Raw genomic sequence first — 17,220 nt, 5'->3', positions numbered from 1 at the left:
GCTCAATATAAAGTTAAATGCTTGATTAATCACAGGCGGGATATACTGGTATTACCCAATGTCAGCCCCCTGAATCGGTTTTTTCATCCAGCAATCAGTACGCCTGCGAGAACACTGCCCATGAGCGAGATCGATCGCTATCTGCAAGCCGCCACCCGTGACAACACCCGCCGCAGCTATCGCTCGGCGATCGAACATTTCGAAGTGAAATGGGGCGGCTTCCTGCCGGCGACCGCCGACAGCGTGGCGCGGTACCTGGTCGAGCATGCTGGCGTGCTGTCGATCAATACGCTGAAACTGCGGCTGTCAGCGCTGGCGCAATGGCACAACAGTCAGGGTTTTGCCGATCCGACCAAGGCCCCGGTGGTGCGCAAAGTGTTCAAGGGCATTCGCGCACTGCATCCGGCGCAGGAAAAACAGGCCGAACCATTGCAACTGCACGATCTGCAGCAAGTGGTCGACTGGCTTGAACAGGAAGCCAGTAGCGCCAGGCAGAATCAGGATCGTCCGCAGTTGCTCAAGGCCTGTCGCGATCGGGCGCTGATTCTGCTGGGCTTCTGGCGCGGCTTTCGCAGTGATGAGTTGTGCCGCCTGCAGATCGAGCATGTGCAGGCGCACGCCGGCAGCGGCATCACCCTGTACCTGCCGCGCAGCAAGGGCGACCGCGACAACCTCGGGCAGACTTATCAGGCGCCGGCGTTGCTCAAGCTGTGCCCGGTGCAGGCTTATATCGACTGGATCACCGAGGCGGCGCTGGTACGCGGGCCGGTATTTCGCGGCGTTGACCGCTGGGGTCATCTGAGCGATGAGGGCTTGCACGCCAACAGCATCATTCCGCTGCTGCGTCAGGCGCTGGAGCGCGCCGGCATCCCGGCCGAGCGTTACACCAGTCATTCCCTGCGCCGCGGCTTCGCTACGTGGGCGCATCAAAGCGGTTGGGATCTGAAATCGCTGATGAGTTACGTCGGCTGGAAGGATATGAAGTCAGCCATGCGCTATGTTGAAGCCAGCCCCTTTCACGGGATGGCGCGGATTACGGATAAGCCGGCTTCGTCGTAGATATGGTTTTCTTCTATTAATACAGTCTGCTAATAGCGAAAACAAATCAGCAGCATCAGGTTTGCCAATGAGCCATCCGTCGAGTGAGTGGGTAGGATTCACCCATCGAATTCACAACCCTGACGGAGAGTCATCAATGCCTATCATCAACAGCCAAGTAAAACCGTTCAAAGCTACCGCGTTCAAAAACGGCGACTTCGTACAAGTCTCGGACGCTGACCTGAAAGGCAAATGGTCCGTAGTGTTCTTCTACCCAGCCGACTTCACCTTTGTTTGCCCAACCGAGCTGGAAGACCTGGCCGACAACTACGCTGCGTTCCAGAAACTGGGCGTGGAAATCTACAGCGTTTCGACCGACACCCACTTTGCCCACGCTGCCTGGCACAACACTTCGCCAGCCATCGGCAAAATCGAATACACCATGATCGGCGACCCGACCCACGTCATCTCCCGTAACTTCGACGTGCTGATCGAAGAAGCTGGTCTGGCTGACCGTGGCACCTTCGTGATCAACCCTGAAGGCCAGATCAAAATCGTTGAACTGAACGATGGCGGCGTTGGCCGTGACGCTTCCGAGCTGCTGCGCAAGATCAAGGCTGCTCAGTACGTTGCTGCTCACCCAGGCGAAGTTTGCCCGGCCAAATGGAAAGAAGGCGAGGCCACTCTGGCTCCGTCCCTGGACCTGGTCGGCAAGATCTGAGTCTGTGAGACACGCAACACAGGGCGGGACTCCGCACCTACTTCAGTAAGCTGCACCGCCCATTGAAAAAGCCCGGGCGAGATTCGCTCGGGCTTTTTTTCGCCTCGAATAAAGACACAGGAGATCGCCCGTATGTTGGACGCCAATCTTAAAGCCCAGTTGAAATCGTACCTGGAACGGGTCACCCAGCCGATCGAGATCGTTGCTTCCCTCGACGACGGTGCGAAATCCCGGGAAATGCTTGACCTGCTGAAAGACGTTGCCAGTCTTTCGAGCCAGATTACTCTGATCGACAGCGGCACCGATGCCCGCAAGCCGTCGTTCTCGATCAATCGCCCGGGTGCCGAGATCAGCCTGCGTTTCGCCGGCATCCCGATGGGCCATGAATTCACATCGCTGGTGCTGGCCCTGTTGCAAGTCGGCGGCCACCCATCGAAAGCCAGTGCCGACGTGATCGAACAGATCCGCTCGCTCAAGGGGGAGTTCAGCTTCGAAACCTACTTCTCGCTGTCGTGCCAGAACTGCCCGGACGTGGTCCAGGCGCTGAACCTGATGGCCGTGCTGAACCCGAACATCCGTCACGTCGCCATCGACGGCGCGTTGTTCCAGGACGAAGTCAACGATCGCAAGATCATGGCCGTGCCGAGCATCTACCTCAACGGTGAAAATTTTGGCCAGGGCCGCATGGGCCTGGAAGAAATCCTCGCCAAACTCGACACCGGCGCCATCGAGCGTCAGGCCGAGAAAATCAGCGCGAAAGAAGCCTTCGATGTGCTGGTAGTTGGTGGTGGCCCGGCCGGTGCTTCGGCCGCTATCTATGCCGCCCGTAAAGGCATCCGCACCGGTGTGGCGGCTGAGCGCTTCGGCGGTCAGGTGCTCGACACCATGGCCATCGAGAACTTCATTTCCGTGCAGGAAACCGAAGGCCCGAAACTGGCGACGGCGCTGGAAGAACACGTCAAGCAGTACGACGTCGACATCATGAACCTGCAACGCGCCGACAAGCTGATTCCCGGCAAGAACGGCGAGCTGCACGAAGTCCACTTCGCCAGCGGTGCGACCCTGAAAGCCAAGAGCGTGATCCTGGCGACCGGCGCACGCTGGCGGGAAATGAACGTGCCGGGTGAGCAGGAATACCGCAACAAGGGCGTGGCGTACTGCCCGCACTGCGACGGCCCACTGTTCAAAGGCAAGCGCGTGGCGGTGATCGGCGGCGGTAACTCCGGCGTTGAAGCGGCCATCGACCTGGCCGGTATCGTTGCCCACGTGACGCTGCTGGAGTTCGACGTGCAACTGCGTGCCGACGCGGTACTGCAACGCAAACTGCACAGTCTGCCGAACGTCACCGTGATCACCAGTGCGCAAACCACTGAAGTCACCGGTAACGGCGAGAAGGTCAACGGTCTGCGTTACAAGGATCGCAAAACTGACGAGCTGCGCAGTGTCGAGCTGGAAGGGATCTTCGTGCAGATCGGTCTGCTGCCGAACACCGACTGGCTCAAAGGCACCCTCGAGCTGTCGCCGCGTGGTGAAATCATCGTCGACAACCGTGGCGAGACGTCGATCCCGGGCGTCTTCGCGGCCGGCGACGTGACCACCGTGCCGTACAAGCAGATCGTGATTGCGGTGGGCGAGGGCGCCAAGGCTTCCCTCAGCGCGTTCGATCACTTGATCCGTACTTCGGCGCCGGCGTAAACGTCAGTCGCTGAAACAAAAAACCCATGAGTGATCATGGGTTTTTTTATGCCTGACACAATCCAATTGTAGGAGTGAGCCTGCTCGCGATGGCGGCTGCACATTCAAAACATCATGGCCTGACACACCGCTATCGCGAGCAGGCTCACTCCTACAGGAGAAATTTGCAGTCAGTTACAGTGGCGCAGGCTGAATGATTTCTACCCAGTAGCCATCCGGGTCCTTGATGAACGCCAGACTTTTCATGCGGCCATCAGTCAGGCGCTTCTGGAAATCACAACCCAGTTCTTCGAAACGTGCGCACGCGGCAACGATGTCCGGCACCGAGATGCAGATGTGGCCGAAACCGCGTGGGTCGGTGTTGCCGTTGTGATAGGCAAAATCGGCGTCGTTTTCAGTGCCGTGGTTGTGGGTCAGCTCGAGGATGCCGGGAATCGACTTCATCCACTCGGTGCGGGCAGCGGCGTCCGCCGGGATCTGCGCCTTGTCGACCAGGGCGAGGAAGTACAGGCTGAATTCGGCTTCCGGGAAATCACGCTTTTCAACCAGCGAGAAGCCCAGTACGCGAGTGTAGAAGTCCAGAGACTTGGTGATGTCCTTCACACGCAGCATGGTGTGGTTGAAGACGAAGTTGCGGGTTGCGCTGTCTGGAGTGGCGGTGACGCCGGGGAAAGTGTTCAGTTCGTGCAGGCTCATAGGCCCTCCGTAACAATGGGGCGAGTGAATGGGCGCAATGATACGCATGCGGGGCGGCATCGCCAAACCGAATGCGCGGCTTGCTCTGTGGGCGGCCGGGCCTCAGACTTTGCTGCTCAATCTGCGAGTGCCTCTGGTAATGATCCGACCGTTCAAAGCGCTGTTCGTTTGCCTTTTCTCATCGCTGCTTGCCGTTTCGGCGCTGGCGGATCAGCCGAGCATCACCTGGCCGGCAGGCTGGGAAGTGGAGGCGCTGCCCGAACAAGCCGCTCAGGTTTCGCGCCAGCGCGCCGTGAAAAACGACGCTGACGGCAATCAAGTGATGGTAATGGAGCTGACCATGAGCCAGGTGGAAGCGGGTCATCAGGTCAACGTGCCGGGCGTTTTGCTGGAGATGCGCAAGTCGATTCAGAAAGACTTCTTCCAGGGCGGCTATCAAAGTGTTTGCAACAAGGTGCACCCGACGACGCTCGGCTCTTTGGATGCGCTGGAAACCACCTGCACGATCACCGAAAACGGTCGACATGTGTTGTCGCAAACATTGGTTGCTGCGGCTACGGCGGATAAGGCCTATGTACTTTCTTACGCGGGTCAGGCCGAGGTTTATAAGGCGAGCACCGAGGAAATAGTCGCAATGAGAAACAGCTTGAAACTTTAAGCGTCTGTTTGCACCGCGACGGGTTTAGATACCCGAAGGAATTAAGCACAAAGTTTAGTGATCGTTGCGGCTGCAACATCCCGGCGCAAAATGTTTAGCCTCACGGCTTGTGGGTGTTAAAGCGGATTGATAACTAGCGTGGGGGAAATCGTTGCTTTTGTTAGATATTGTCGAAAAAAAAGCCCTGCATAATGCAGGGCTTGTTTGTTGACGCAAGATTAACCGCGCAACCAGGAATCAACGGTGGCAGCACCGTACTGTTCCTTCCAGGCTTTCAGGCCACGGTGGTTACCGCCCTTGGTTTCGATCAGTTCACCGGTGTGCGGGTTGTGGTAAACCTTGACCACGCGCGCACGGCGGGTTTTTGGTGCGGTGGACACTTGCAAGCCGGACTTGGACGGGTTCGGATCGAGGATGGCGATGATGTCTTTCAGGCCTTTGCCGTAGGTTTTCATCAGCCCCTGGAGCTTTTCTTCGAATTCGATTTCTTTCTTGAGCCCGGCATCGTTCTTCAGCGATTCCAACTGCTTGAGCTGTTCCTGAAGGGCCTTTTCAGCTGCACGAAATTCAGCGAGTCTGGACAATATCTTTACTCCAATAGTGTGTTTGGCTGATACCAACCGCAAACAAAGCTATAAGCCAAGAGCCTTGAAGCGACTCGGTGATAATGGCTCACCTGCCAATCTCTCACAGGCTGAAAAAATTGTAGTAGTTAATGCGCCAAGAGTAAATCCTGATCTTGTCGTCATGTAACAACAGTGGTGTTTTGTATCAATTTGGTGCGTCGGGTGGCAGCACCGGGCTTAATTTATTTTTAGTTAATGGTGACTTAATGCATCGATGAAGTCGGCGCCTGGCATGGGTTTTCCGAACAGATAGCCCTGCAGGAAGTTGACGTGGTGTGCGGTCAGATAGTCAGCCTGTGCCGGAGTTTCTACACCTTCGGCAACAATACCCAGATCGAGCTTGGCCGAGAGTTCGATAATTGTGTCCAGAATATGCCGCGACAGCGCGTCAATGCCGATCATCGCGACGAAACTCTGGTCGATCTTCAGGAAGTCGACGTTGAATTTGCGCAGATAACCCAGGCTTGAATGGCCGGTGCCGAAGTCGTCGATGGCGATCATCACCCCCAGCGTGTGCAACTGCTCGAACAACTGGTGCGTGACATCGGTTGGCTCGATCAGCTCGCGCTCGGTCAGCTCCAGCACCAGGTTGATGCTGCCGGGGGCAAATGCAGCGAGAAATTCGCGACAGTCTTCGACCAGTTGCAGATCCTGGCAGTGGCTGGCGGTGATGTTGATGCCGATGTGGAACGGTTTGTCGAAGTCCGCCGACAACGGACCGAGCAGGGCGGCAGTCTGCTGCATCAGGGTGCGGGTCATGGGCACGATCAGGCCCGAATGTTCGGCAAACGGGATGAACAGGTCCGGCCGCACCAGACCTTCTCTGGGGTGATTCCAGCGCATCAGCACTTCAGCACCGGACCATTTTTTACTGTCGCCATGCACCACTGGCTGGAAGTAGGGGATGAACTCGCCGGCCTCCAGTGCGCGCAGCATTTCATGGCTGGGGGAGGTGGCGCGTCGCTGCAGGACGTGGGCGATAGCGCCCGCGATCACCCCGAAAAATATCAGCAGACTGAACAGCGGCGGGTATTCGCTGCCCATGTAGCGCCAGGTTTGTCCCTGCGGGAAGCCTGCACTGACACTGAAGGCATAGCGCGAAGACGCGAGCATACTCTGCGCCACCGGCAACGGCGGCAGGGCGCCCTGATGCACTTTGCCATCGGCGGACAGCCAATTGTCGCCGACTTGCAGCAACAGCAGCGTCTGCCGGCCGATCAGGCGCAGGATGTTGCTCAGGTGATAACCATCGAGGGTGGTCAGCGCGCCACCGCGACCTTCGCTGAGCCGATACACCAGCAGCGCGGTGTTGGGCGTCACGGGGTTGCCATTCATCAACCACAGTTTGCCCTGGGTGTAGTCGCCCGGGTTTACGGCCTCCTGGAACTCCCCGAACAGCGAACTACAATAGAGGTTGTTGTCCCACACCAGATTGGTCGAGCGCACGAAGGGGCGACGCGTCACCTGCTCACGCAACGCCAGTTTGACGCTGTCGCAGGGTTGACCGGCCAATGGCAACAATTCACTGGCGGCCTGGGCGGTGTTGTCGAGCATCAGTTCAAACTGGCGCAGCGCCTCCTCGGCGGTATTTTGCGTGCTCTGTTGCAAGGTGCGCTCGGCTTGCAGATACAGAATCCCGCCGCCCAGCAGAACGGGTAAAACACCACAAAGCAGGCTCACACAAATGCGTACGCTACGTTTGCGGCGGGGTTTGACGGTCAAGGGCATGGACGCATCCTGTTGCGATGGAGTGGAACTCTCGAACGCAGGCCTGGCAACGGCGCGCCTGTGAGTAACAGCGAAGTCAAAAGGGATGATAGATGGCCGTTGGCGCTTGTGCCGCTCACGGCGGGTTGATCTGTGCAGCGAGTTCGATAAACGCTCGCGTGGCGGGCGAAGCCTGACGCTGATCGAGGACAGCCAGGCCGATCAGGCGTTGCACCGCCGGCAACAGCGGCTTCTTCACGTAACGCGGGGCAGGATCGTCCGGCAACGAGCCTTCAGCGACGACGGTGATTGCATCGCCCCGGCTGACGACGTCCAGCGTACTGAGCAATTGCGAACAGCGATAGCGAATGTTCGGTTGCAGGCGCGCGGCGGTGAACAAACGTGAAACCAGCTCCGATGACCCGGCCTCGGTCAGCACAAATGGGTCGGCACACAGATCCTGGAGGCTCAGCGCCGCACGTGCGGCCAGTGGGTGATCGAGCGGGAGCAGGGCAACCATCTGGTCTTCGACCAGAGCAAAAGTGTCGAAGCGTTCCTCGGGCAACACCACAAAACCGACGTCGATTCGCCGCTCCTCCAGCCACTGCAGCACCTGCCGGTCCGGCCCCTCATCAATGTGCACTTCGATGCCCGGATGCACTTCGCGATAGCGCTGCAGAATCTTCGGCAGCAACTTGATTGATGATGTCGGGCCGAACGAGCCGATCCGCAGCGTACCGCTTTTCATGCCGCGCGCATCGGCGGCTTCCTGGCGCAAGGTGTTGGCCAGGCCGAGCATGGCCCGTGCGCGCTGGAGCAACTGCTCGCCAATATCGGTAAGTTCCACCTGCGACTGATGCCGCCGCAACAACTCCACGCCCAACTCCTGCTCCAGCGACTTCATCGCGTGGGATATCGCCGACTGCGAAATCCCCAGACGATGGGCGGCGAGGGTGAAACCGCGCAGTTCAGCGACCAGCGAGAAGATCTCCAGTTGCGTGAGGGTCATGAGTGTTTGCTCATTTTACGATGAGAGGAAATGAGGTGAATGATACGCCATCCTTTGCCTGCTTTGGTCTGGAGTGTCATGCGCAACGTCGAACAAATCCACGCAACAACTTCCGACCGCCCGGTTTATCTGACCCTGGCGGCGGTAACCATGATTTGGGGCGGAACATTCGTCGCCGGGCGTTTTCTGGCGGGCAGCCTCAGCCCGCTGTTCGCCGCCAGCCTGCGCTTCCTGCTCGCCAGCATGGCGCTGCTCGGGTTTCTGTGGATAGCGCGTATCCCGCTGGCGCGACCGACGTTCCGGCAATGGCTGCAACTGACTCTGCTCGGGTTCTTCGGGATTTTCTTCTACAACCTGTGCTTCTTTTATGGCCTGCAGTACATCAATGCTTCACGGGCCTCGTTGATTGTCGCGTTGAACCCGGCCGTGATCGGTCTGGCCTCATGGCTGCTGTTCAAGGAGCACCTGGGCCGGGTGAAAGTCGCCGGTATCGCGACCTGCATCGCCGGCGCCGCTCTGGTGATTGTCAGCCGCAACCCGCAATTACTTGTCGTGACACCCGATACATGGATCGGTGATCTGTTGATTTTTGGCTGCGTGTTGAGCTGGGGCGTTTACTCGCTGTTTTCCCGGGGGCTGAACCAATCCATTGGCCCGCTGCAGACCGTGACGTTTTCCGTGTTGATCGGCAGCGGGATGCTGTGGACGCTGGCAATGCTGCGTGGCGAGGTCAGCGGGGCGGCCTTGATCAACCTCGGCGCGGCACAATGGCTGAGCCTGATTTACCTTGGCGTACTCGGCTCGGCGCTGGCCTACATCGGCTACTACGACGGCATCCGCAAAATCGGCGCAACCCGCTCCGGCGTGTTCATTGCCCTGAATCCGCTGACTGCGGTGGTGCTCGGCGCACTGCTGCTCGGCGAGCAACTGACGATGAGCATGTGCCTGGGCGGCGGATTGGTGCTGGTGGGGATTTACCTGTGCAACAAACCTCTTGCACCGATGCGAAAAAGGCGGATTTTATAGAGAGGGCAGACAACCCTATTTACGCTGTGTAGAATCGGGTTACGCATACAATAATAATCGTCTTCTGGCAGCAGAAGCCTCGCCCGCAAGAGCCTTGGGTCGACAATGAAGATATTCGGGTTTCAACTGATCTACGGTGACTTCCTCGCCCGCAGCGTGCGAGGCATCTCCTGCGCACCTCCCGCCGGTCTCAGCATTACTGACAAATAACTCTGGTTAATTGATAAGAATGATGAGGCGTCACCATGACCGATCTATACGAAAACCCAATGGGCCTGATGGGCTTTGAATTCATCGAGTTCGCATCGCCGACTCCTGGCACCCTGGAGCCGATCTTCGAGATCATGGGCTTCACCAAAGTCGCGACCCACCGCTCCAAGAACGTACACCTGTACCGTCAGGGCGCGATCAACCTGATCCTCAATAACGAACCGCACAGCGTCGCCTCGTACTTCGCCGCCGAACATGGCCCGTCGGTGTGCGGCATGGCGTTTCGCGTCAAGGATTCACAGAAAGCCTACAACCGCGCCCTGGAACTCGGCGCCCAGCCGATCCACATCGAAACCGGTCCGATGGAGCTGAACCTGCCAGCGATCAAAGGCATCGGCGGTGCGCCGCTGTACCTGATCGACCGCTTTGGCGAAGGCAGCTCGATCTACGACATCGACTTCGTGTTCATCGAGGGTGTTGACCGCAACCCGGTCGGTGCCGGCCTGAAGATCATCGATCACCTGACCCACAACGTGTACCGTGGCCGCATGGCTTACTGGGCCAACTTCTACGAGAAGCTGTTCAACTTCCGCGAGATCCGCTACTTCGACATCAAGGGCGAATACACCGGCCTGACCTCGAAAGCGATGACCGCTCCGGACGGCATGATCCGCATCCCGCTGAACGAAGAGTCGTCCAAGGGCGCCGGGCAGATCGAAGAGTTCCTGATGCAGTTCAACGGCGAGGGCATCCAGCACGTGGCGTTCCTCACTGACGACCTGGTCAAGACCTGGGATCAGTTGAAGAAGATCGGCATGCGCTTCATGACCGCACCGCCGGACACCTACTACGAAATGCTCGAAGGCCGCCTGCCGAACCACGGCGAGCCGGTGGATCAACTGCAATCGCGCGGCATCCTGCTCGACGGCTCGTCGAACCCGGACGACAAGCGCCTGCTGCTGCAGATCTTCTCGGAAACCCTGATGGGCCCGGTGTTCTTCGAATTCATCCAGCGTAAGGGCGATGATGGTTTCGGCGAGGGTAACTTCAAGGCACTGTTCGAATCGATCGAGCGTGACCAGGTGCGTCGTGGTGTGCTGACCACCGAGTAAGCCATGAAAAAGCCTGGCTTGTGCCAGGCTTTTTCAAGATCAAAAGATCGTCCGATCGCGGCCCGAGCCTCCGGCAGCTCCTACCTTGGAATGCATTCCCTGTAGGAGCTGCCGCAGGCTGCGATCTTTTGCTTTCAAGAGCGGCGTTGCCGCATCAAGTGCTTGAATCCTTCAAACACCAGCACCACCACCGCCAGCCAGATCGGAATATACGTCAGCCACTCACCCGCCTTGATACTTTCCCCCAGCAACAACGCCACGCCGAGCAGCAACACCGGCTCCACATAACTGAGCAAGCCAAACAGACTGAACGGCAACAAGCGGCTGGCAATGATGTACACCACCAGCGCCGAAGCACTGATCAGCCCGAGCAGCGGAATCAGCCAGAGCAGGCCCGGGTACTGATCGAACACGGCAAAGCCTTGCTCACCGCCGCGCACGAACCAATACGCCACCGGCAGCATCAAGGTCATGTCGACCCACAGACCACCGAGGTGGTCGGTCTTCAGGCGTTTGCGCAGGACGAAATACAGCGGATACCCGACCACGACCACCAGCGTCGCCCAGGAGAATCCGCCGACCTGATACAGCTCGTTGGCCACGCCGAGAATGGCAAAGAACACCGCGATTTTCTGCAGGTACGACAGGCTGTCGCCGTACACGATGCGCCCGGTCAGTACCATCGCCAGCGGCAACAGGAAATAACCCAGCGACACGTCGAGGCTGTAGCCATTGAGCGGCGCCCACATGAACAACCACAACTGCACGCCGAGCAAGCCCGACGAAACGATCAGACCGCCGATCAGCTTTGGATAGCCCGCCACCTTGCGCAACAGTTCCAGCACCCGCCGCCATTCCCCCGACACCAGCATGAACACGGTCATGCACGGCACGGTCAGCAGCATCCGCCAGCCAAAGATTTCCACGCCGCTCAATGGGGTGAGCAGCGAAGTGTAGTAATACATGACGGCAAACAGCACCGAGGCTGAAACCGATAGAGCGATACCTTTAGACAAACTGTCCTCGCGGATGGGTGATCAAACAGGGCGCGCAGGATACGTGGTTTTTGTGCTGAATATTGGTCGGGGTGGCCAATATTTCCTACATGAACCCAAAAGCCCCTCACCCTAACCCTCTCCCAGAGGGAGAGGGGACTGACCGCAGGGTCTCGCGACATTCAGCGATGTGAAAGTCCGAGTCGATTATGGATTCAACACAACAGCTTCAGGCAAAAGCGTAGCTTCAATATTCCCCGATCGGTTCCCTCTCCCCCGGGAGAGGGCTAGGGTGAGGGCAGCGATCTCACGCCGAACGCGGTCTACGGCCCGACACAAAATGGCTCACATCGTTGAACCCCGGCGTCGACGCGTGCCCCGGTGTTACCAGCGAGTCGATAAACGCTTCATCCTCTGCCGTGATCTGCACCGCCTGCGCCTTGGTGTAGGCATCCCACTGCTGTTCGGTGCGCGGTCCGACAATCGCCGAAGTCACCGCGCTGTTGTTCAGCACCCAGGCAATCGCGAATTCGACAATCCCGACCCCACGGCCTTGCGTGTACTGCTGAATCTGCTGGGCGATGCGCAGCGATTCCACCCGCCATTCGGTTTCCAGAATGCGCTTGTCCTGACGCCCGGCGCGGCTGTTGGCGTCCGGGGTTACGTCGGGCGCGTATTTGCCGCTGAGCACGCCGCGAGCCAGCGGACTGTAAGGCACCACGCCGAGGCCATAGGTCTGCGCGGCGGTGATCTGTTCGGTCTCGGCCTGACGGTTGACGATGTTGTACAGCGGCTGGCTGATGACCGGGCGATCAACGCCGAGGTTGTCGGCGATACGGATCACCTCGGCAATGCGCCAGCCTCGATAATTCGACAAGCCCCAGTAACGAATCTTGCCCTGGCGAATCAGATCGCCAATCGCCGACACAGTGACTTCCAGCGGCGTGTTGTGGTCTTCGCGGTGCAGGTAATAGATGTCGAGATAGTCGGTGCCGAGGCGCGTCAGGCTGGCCTCCAGACCATTGAAGATGTGCTTGCGGCTCAAGCCGCTGCGGTTCGGCACACCATCCACCGGGCCGAACCCGACCTTGGTCGCCAACACCCATTCGTGCCGATGGCGGGCAATCGCCTCGCCGACGATTTCTTCCGAGCGGCCGTTGGTATAGACGTCGGCGGTGTCGATGAAATTGATGCCCTGATCCCAGGCCTTGTCGATGATGCGCAGCGAATCTTCAGCGCTGGTCTGCTCGCCAAACATCATCGTGCCGAGGGTGAGGGTGGACACCTGCAACCCTGAGTGCCCCAGTGTGCGATAGCTCATGCCGAAATCCTTTTATCGGGTGGGAAAGCTCCAATCAAATACCAGAAGCATCCCACGGGGCAAAGTGAATTATCGGCTGAGCGACCTGCCTGCAGTACCTGAGTTTGCTCGGGCATCGTAAAAAGATCGCAGCCTGCGGCAGCTCCTACAGGAAAACGCGTATTTCCATGTAGGAGCTGCCGCAGGCTGCGATCTTTTGCTCTTGAAGCGTGATTACGCGCGCAACGTCCGCGTCATGCGCAACGCCAGCAAGCTGCCGCCAACGATCACACCCGCCAGCAAATACAACGCCGCATCGGTCGAACCGGTGCTGTCCTTGACCCAACCCACCAGGTACGGGCTGAGGAAACCGGCCATTTGCCCCATCGAGTTGATCAACGCCAGACCACCGGCCGCCGCGCCCGCGCTCAACAGGGCGGTCGGCACCGGCCAGAACATCGGCAGTCCGGTCAGCGCGCCCATGGTCGCGATGGTCAGGCCGAGAATGGCGATGGCCGGGTTGGCGGCGAAGTTCACCGCAATCAGCAGACCGAGCGCGCCCATCAACATCGGCACCACCAAGTGCCAGCGCCGTTCTTTGCGCAAGTCTGCCGAACGCCCGACCAGCAACATGAACACCGCCGCCAGCAGATAGGGGATCGCGCTCAGCCAGCCGATCACCAGGTTGTCACTGAAGCCGAGGTTCTTGATGATCGACGGCAGCCAGAAGTTGATCGCGTACACGCCGCTCTGGATGCAGAAGTAGATCAGGCCGAATGCCCAGATCGCCGGGTTCTTGAACACCGCGAGCAGCGAGTCGGAAGTGGTTTTCGGCTTGTTCGCCAGGTCTTCGGCCTGATCCGCCTCGAGCACCGCGCGCTCATGCGGGCTCAGCCACTTGGCGTTGGCAAAGCTGTCGCTCAGCAGGAAATAGGCGAGGGCGCCGAGGATGACCGTTGGAATGCCTTGCAGCAGAAACATCCACTGCCAGCCGGCCAGACCGCCCTGGCCTGCGGCGAAGTGATTGAGAATCCAGCCGGAAAACGGACTGCCGAGCAAACCGGACACCGGGATCGCCGACATGAACAGTGCCATGATCCGCCCACGGCGGAACGTCGGGAACCACTGCGAGAGGTACAGCACCACACCGGGGAAGAACCCGGCTTCGGCGGCGCCAGTGAACAGGCGCAGGGTGTAGAACTGGGTCGGGGTGGTGACGAACAACAGACAGGTCGACAGCGTGCCCCAAGTGATCATCATCAGCGCGATCCAGCGGCGCGGGCCGAATCGGGTCAAGGCCAGATTGCTCGGCACGCCGCACAGCACGTAGCCGATGAAGAAGATCCCGGCACCGAGGCCGTACACGGTTTCGCTGAACTTCAGTGCGTCGAGCATCTGCAGTTTGGCGAAGCCAACGTTGACCCGGTCGAGGTAGTTGAACAGGTAGCAGATGAAGATGAAGGGGATCAAACGCAGGGTGATGCGTTTGTAGACGGCGTTTTTACCGTCATCGATGGTCTGGGTAGCTGCGGCGCTCTGCGACATAGCGGCTCTCTCTTTATTATGATTTTTTGCGATGCACAGGTTAACGTTGATCGCCCCGAGAGTCTCGGCCACCTGTGGCCGGATTGTCTTTGTGCCTGAGCACAGGGTTTGCCGCCAGACCCTGTGCGGGTGAACAACCGTCCGCCGCCGCTGCTTAAGGATTTTGCCGATCATGTTCGAACTCGATCACGACCTCGCTCAGGATATCGTCGACCGGGCCATGGCCATTTTGCCCTACAACGTCAACGTCATGGACAGCCAGGGGCTGATCCTCGGCAGCGGCGAGCCGGAGCGCATCAACACCCGTCACGAAGGTGCGCAACTGGTGCTGGCCAACGGGCGGGTGGTGGAGATCGACGCGCAAACCGCCGTGCATTTGAAGGGCGTGCAGCCGGGGATCAACCTGCCGCTGCTGCTCGATCAGCGGTTGATCGGCGTACTTGGCATCACCGGCGAACCGGAGCAACTGCGCACCTACGCCGAACTGGTGCGCATGACCGCCGAAATGCTCGTCGGCCAGCGCAACCAGCAGGCCGAGCAGCAATGGCGACGCCAGCGTTGCGATGACCTGTTGGCGTTGCTGTTGAGCGACGCCGGCGACTCGCCGCGGCTGGTCGATGAGGCGCAGCAACTGGGGCTCAAGCCGCAATTGACCCGGGTGCCGTATCTGTTCGAGCTGGGTCTGGAGCACGGGCCGGGGCAGACCGTCGAGGCCTTGAGCGCCTGGCTGACCTCGCGCTACCCGGACAGTTGGTGCGTGAGTTCGGCCAAGTCATCGCTGCTGTGGTGCCGGCCCGCAAGTCAGACGGTTGAACATGATCGTCTGCTGGAAAAGCTTGATGGCCTCGGCTGGAACATTCTGCGCATCGCTGTGGGTGGGCAGGCGGATGGGCTGGCCGGGTTACGCCGTTGCTATCGGCGGGTCGGCGATTTGCTTGCCTATGGCCGGGATGTGCTGCCGCACTCGCGTTTGCTGACCCTCAACCGCTATCGCTTGCCGGTGATGCTCTGGCGCCATCGCAACGATGATGCGCTGGATGAATTGCTCAAACCGTTGCGCAAGGTCATCACCAAGGATGGCAACGGCCAGTTGCTCGCGACCCTGCGCAGTTGGTGTGAACACGATGGGCAGAGTCAGGCGTGTGCCGATGCATTGGGCATTCATCGCAACAGCCTGCGTTACCGGATGGAGCGGATTGCCGAGATCAGCGGGGTGGATCCGCTGCGGCTGGACGGGATGTTGGCGTTGTACCTTGGGGTGCAATTGCTGCCGCAGACTGATCTAGCTGTATGAGTTGTTCTTGCGGCCGCCATCGCTGGCAAGCCAGCTCCCACAGGTTTACAAGGTGATTACAAGTTTTGTAGCCACTGAAGATCCTTGTGGGAGCTGGCTTGCCAGCGATGAGGCCAGAACATTCGGCATCAAGCCCAAGGTCTTTGTAGAAATGAACAATAAACGCCTACCGCCCTTGTGCAGCGGACAGGCGTCAATGCGCATGCCGACTGGCAGCATGAGGGGCATTGGAACTGGAGAATTCGCATGAAGATCGTCATCGCCCCCGATTCGTTCAAGGACAGCCTGAGTGCCCAAGGCGTTGCCGAGGCCATTGCCCTGGGGCTGGCGCAAGTCTGGCCGCAGGCGACATTGGTCAAGTGCCCGATGGCCGACGGTGGCGAGGGCACGGTGGAGTCGATTCTTGCCGCGTGTGAAGGCGAGCTGCGCCGCACCCGCGTACGCGGGCCGTTGGGCACACCGGTCGATGCCGCGTGGGGCTGGCTGCCACACAACCACACCGCGATCATCGAAATGGCCGAGGCCAGTGGTTTGCAATTGGTACCCACAGGGCAGCGCGATGCCTGCATCACCAGCACCTTCGGCACCGGTGAACTGATTCGCGCCGCGCTGGATGCCGGTGCGCAACGGGTGATTCTGGCGATTGGCGGCAGCGCCACCAACGACGGCGGCGCCGGCGCGATGCAGGCGCTCGGTTTGAAATTGTTCGATGCGCAAGGCCAGCCACTGGTGCCGGGTGGTCTTGCCTTGGCGCAATTGGCCCATCTGGATCTGAGTGATCTGGATTCGCGTCTGGCCCAAGTGCGCTTCGACATCGCCGCGGACGTCAACAATCCGCTGTGCGGCCCGCACGGCGCCTCGGCGATTTTCGGCCCGCAAAAGGGCGCGTCACCGGCACAGGTGCAGCAACTGGATCAGGCGCTGGGCCACTTCGCCGAACTCTGCGCGCAGGCGTTGGGCAAGGACGTTCGCGATGAGCCGGGCAGCGGTGCAGCGGGTGGACTGGGTTTTGCGGCGAAGGCGTTTCTCGGTGCGCAATTTCAGGCCGGCGTTGAAGTGGTGGCCGAGTTGGTCGGGCTGGCCGAAGCGGTCAACGGCGCCGATCTGGTGATCACCGGCGAAGGGCGGTTCGACGCGCAAACCCTGCGCGGCAAGACCCCGTTCGGCGTGGCGCGGATTGCCAAGCAACACGATGTCCCGGTGATTGTCATCGCCGGCACCCTGGGCGAGGGTTATCAGGAACTCTACGAGCACGGCATCGATGCGGCCTTCGCCGTGACCAGCGGCCCGATGACCCTCGAACAGGCCTGCGCCGAGGCTCCGCGTTTGTTGCGTGAGCGCGCGGCTGACATTGCCCGGGTCTGGCAGATGGCCAAACTCAATAGCTGACGCCCTGAAGATGTTGTGGTGAGGGAGCTTGCTCCCGCTCGGCTGCGCAGCAGTCGTCAACCTGCCTGATGCGGTGAAACTGATGATACGTGGTGGCAGGTTATAGGGCCGCTTCGCAGCCCAGCGGGAGCAAGCTCCCTCGCCACAGAAGTAGGGCAAGCTTCAACGGTGTTTCAGTGCTGAAACACCTTGAAAAATA

The 17,220-nt window shown here is 59.5% G+C and carries 15 protein-coding genes; 8 read left to right on the top strand and 7 right to left on the bottom strand.

The genetic code is table 11. The features are described from left to right. The first annotated feature begins 120 nt into the window (after nt 1-120). The 3 genes from ABV589_RS01615 to ahpF all read left to right on the top strand — a co-directional run bounded on the left by ABV589_RS01615 (nt 121) and on the right by ahpF (nt 3,454). On the top strand, nt 121-1,059 hold the full coding sequence (locus ABV589_RS01615) for a site-specific integrase (RefSeq protein WP_367084598.1): 939 nt from the start codon (nt 121-123) through the stop codon (nt 1,057-1,059). Between the two features lie 136 nt (nt 1,060-1,195). Beyond that, the gene (ahpC, locus tag ABV589_RS01610) at nt 1,196-1,759 is read left to right on the top strand and encodes an alkyl hydroperoxide reductase subunit C (protein WP_003224621.1); all 564 of its coding nucleotides are present in this window, start codon (nt 1,196-1,198) and stop codon (nt 1,757-1,759) included. Between the two features lie 132 nt (nt 1,760-1,891). Continuing rightward, nucleotides 1,892-3,454: an alkyl hydroperoxide reductase subunit F gene (gene ahpF, locus ABV589_RS01605; RefSeq protein ID WP_367084597.1), complete on the top strand. Its 1,563-nt coding sequence runs from the start codon at nt 1,892-1,894 to the stop codon at nt 3,452-3,454. A gap of 174 nt (nt 3,455-3,628) precedes the next feature. Here the strand turns inward: ahpF and gloA are convergent, their stop codons facing one another. Next, a complete protein-coding gene (gene gloA / locus ABV589_RS01600) occupies nt 3,629-4,150 on the bottom strand; it encodes a lactoylglutathione lyase (RefSeq protein WP_007963339.1) in 522 nt (173 codons plus the stop codon). 139 nt (nt 4,151-4,289) lie between these two features. On the opposite strand from gloA, the gene ABV589_RS01595 reads away from it, so the two are divergent. Further along, complete coding sequence (locus ABV589_RS01595; protein ID WP_367086241.1) at nt 4,290-4,808, top strand: DUF4946 domain-containing protein; 519 nt, start codon at nt 4,290-4,292, stop codon at nt 4,806-4,808. 218 nt (nt 4,809-5,026) lie between these two features. Here the strand turns inward: ABV589_RS01595 and ABV589_RS01590 are convergent, their stop codons facing one another. From ABV589_RS01590 to ABV589_RS01580, 3 genes are all read right to left on the bottom strand, one after another. Then, nucleotides 5,027-5,392 (bottom strand): histone-like nucleoid-structuring protein, MvaT/MvaU family, encoded by a 366-nt coding sequence (locus ABV589_RS01590; protein WP_007963346.1) that lies wholly within the window; start codon nt 5,390-5,392, stop codon nt 5,027-5,029. 234 nt (nt 5,393-5,626) lie between these two features. After that, nucleotides 5,627-7,162 (bottom strand): EAL domain-containing protein, encoded by a 1,536-nt coding sequence (locus ABV589_RS01585; protein ID WP_367084596.1) that lies wholly within the window; start codon nt 7,160-7,162, stop codon nt 5,627-5,629. 115 nt (nt 7,163-7,277) lie between these two features. Beyond that, nucleotides 7,278-8,150, bottom strand: coding sequence for a LysR family transcriptional regulator (locus ABV589_RS01580; protein WP_367084595.1), 873 nt, complete (start codon nt 8,148-8,150; stop codon nt 7,278-7,280). Between the two features lie 78 nt (nt 8,151-8,228). On the opposite strand from ABV589_RS01580, the gene ABV589_RS01575 reads away from it, so the two are divergent. Both ABV589_RS01575 and hppD read left to right on the top strand, forming a co-directional pair. After that, a complete protein-coding gene (locus ABV589_RS01575) occupies nt 8,229-9,176 on the top strand; it encodes an EamA family transporter (RefSeq protein ID WP_367084594.1) in 948 nt (315 codons plus the stop codon). 245 nt (nt 9,177-9,421) lie between these two features. Then, nucleotides 9,422-10,498 carry a 4-hydroxyphenylpyruvate dioxygenase gene (gene hppD / locus ABV589_RS01570; RefSeq protein WP_007963361.1) on the top strand — a complete coding sequence of 359 codons (1,077 nt, stop codon included), beginning with the start codon at nt 9,422-9,424 and terminating at the stop codon, nt 10,496-10,498. A 134-nt stretch (nt 10,499-10,632) separates the two neighbouring features. Here the strand turns inward: hppD and rarD are convergent, their stop codons facing one another. From rarD to ABV589_RS01555, 3 genes are all read right to left on the bottom strand, one after another. Continuing rightward, nucleotides 10,633-11,514, bottom strand: a complete 882-nt coding sequence (rarD, locus tag ABV589_RS01565) for an EamA family transporter RarD (RefSeq protein WP_007963362.1) — start codon at nt 11,512-11,514, stop codon at nt 10,633-10,635. Nucleotides 11,515-11,800: 286 nt separating this feature from the next. After that, a complete protein-coding gene (locus ABV589_RS01560; protein ID WP_367084593.1) occupies nt 11,801-12,814 on the bottom strand; it encodes an aldo/keto reductase in 1,014 nt (337 codons plus the stop codon). Between the two features lie 213 nt (nt 12,815-13,027). Beyond that, the gene (locus tag ABV589_RS01555; RefSeq protein ID WP_027611996.1) at nt 13,028-14,338 is read right to left on the bottom strand and encodes an MFS transporter; all 1,311 of its coding nucleotides are present in this window, start codon (nt 14,336-14,338) and stop codon (nt 13,028-13,030) included. A 172-nt stretch (nt 14,339-14,510) separates the two neighbouring features. Between ABV589_RS01555 and ABV589_RS01550 the strand changes: the two genes are divergently transcribed. Both ABV589_RS01550 and ABV589_RS01545 read left to right on the top strand, forming a co-directional pair. After that, a complete protein-coding gene (locus tag ABV589_RS01550) occupies nt 14,511-15,632 on the top strand; it encodes a sugar diacid recognition domain-containing protein (RefSeq protein ID WP_367084592.1) in 1,122 nt (373 codons plus the stop codon). Between the two features lie 246 nt (nt 15,633-15,878). Continuing rightward, nucleotides 15,879-17,021 carry a glycerate kinase gene (locus tag ABV589_RS01545; RefSeq protein ID WP_367084591.1) on the top strand — a complete coding sequence of 381 codons (1,143 nt, stop codon included), beginning with the start codon at nt 15,879-15,881 and terminating at the stop codon, nt 17,019-17,021. Nucleotides 17,022-17,220 lie beyond the last annotated feature (199 nt).

This window comes from Pseudomonas sp. HOU2, from assembly GCF_040729435.1.
Taxonomy (GTDB): domain Bacteria; phylum Pseudomonadota; class Gammaproteobacteria; order Pseudomonadales; family Pseudomonadaceae; genus Aquipseudomonas.
Note: the sequence above shows the minus strand (reverse complement) of the source record. Positions and strands in the feature narration are given on the sequence as shown.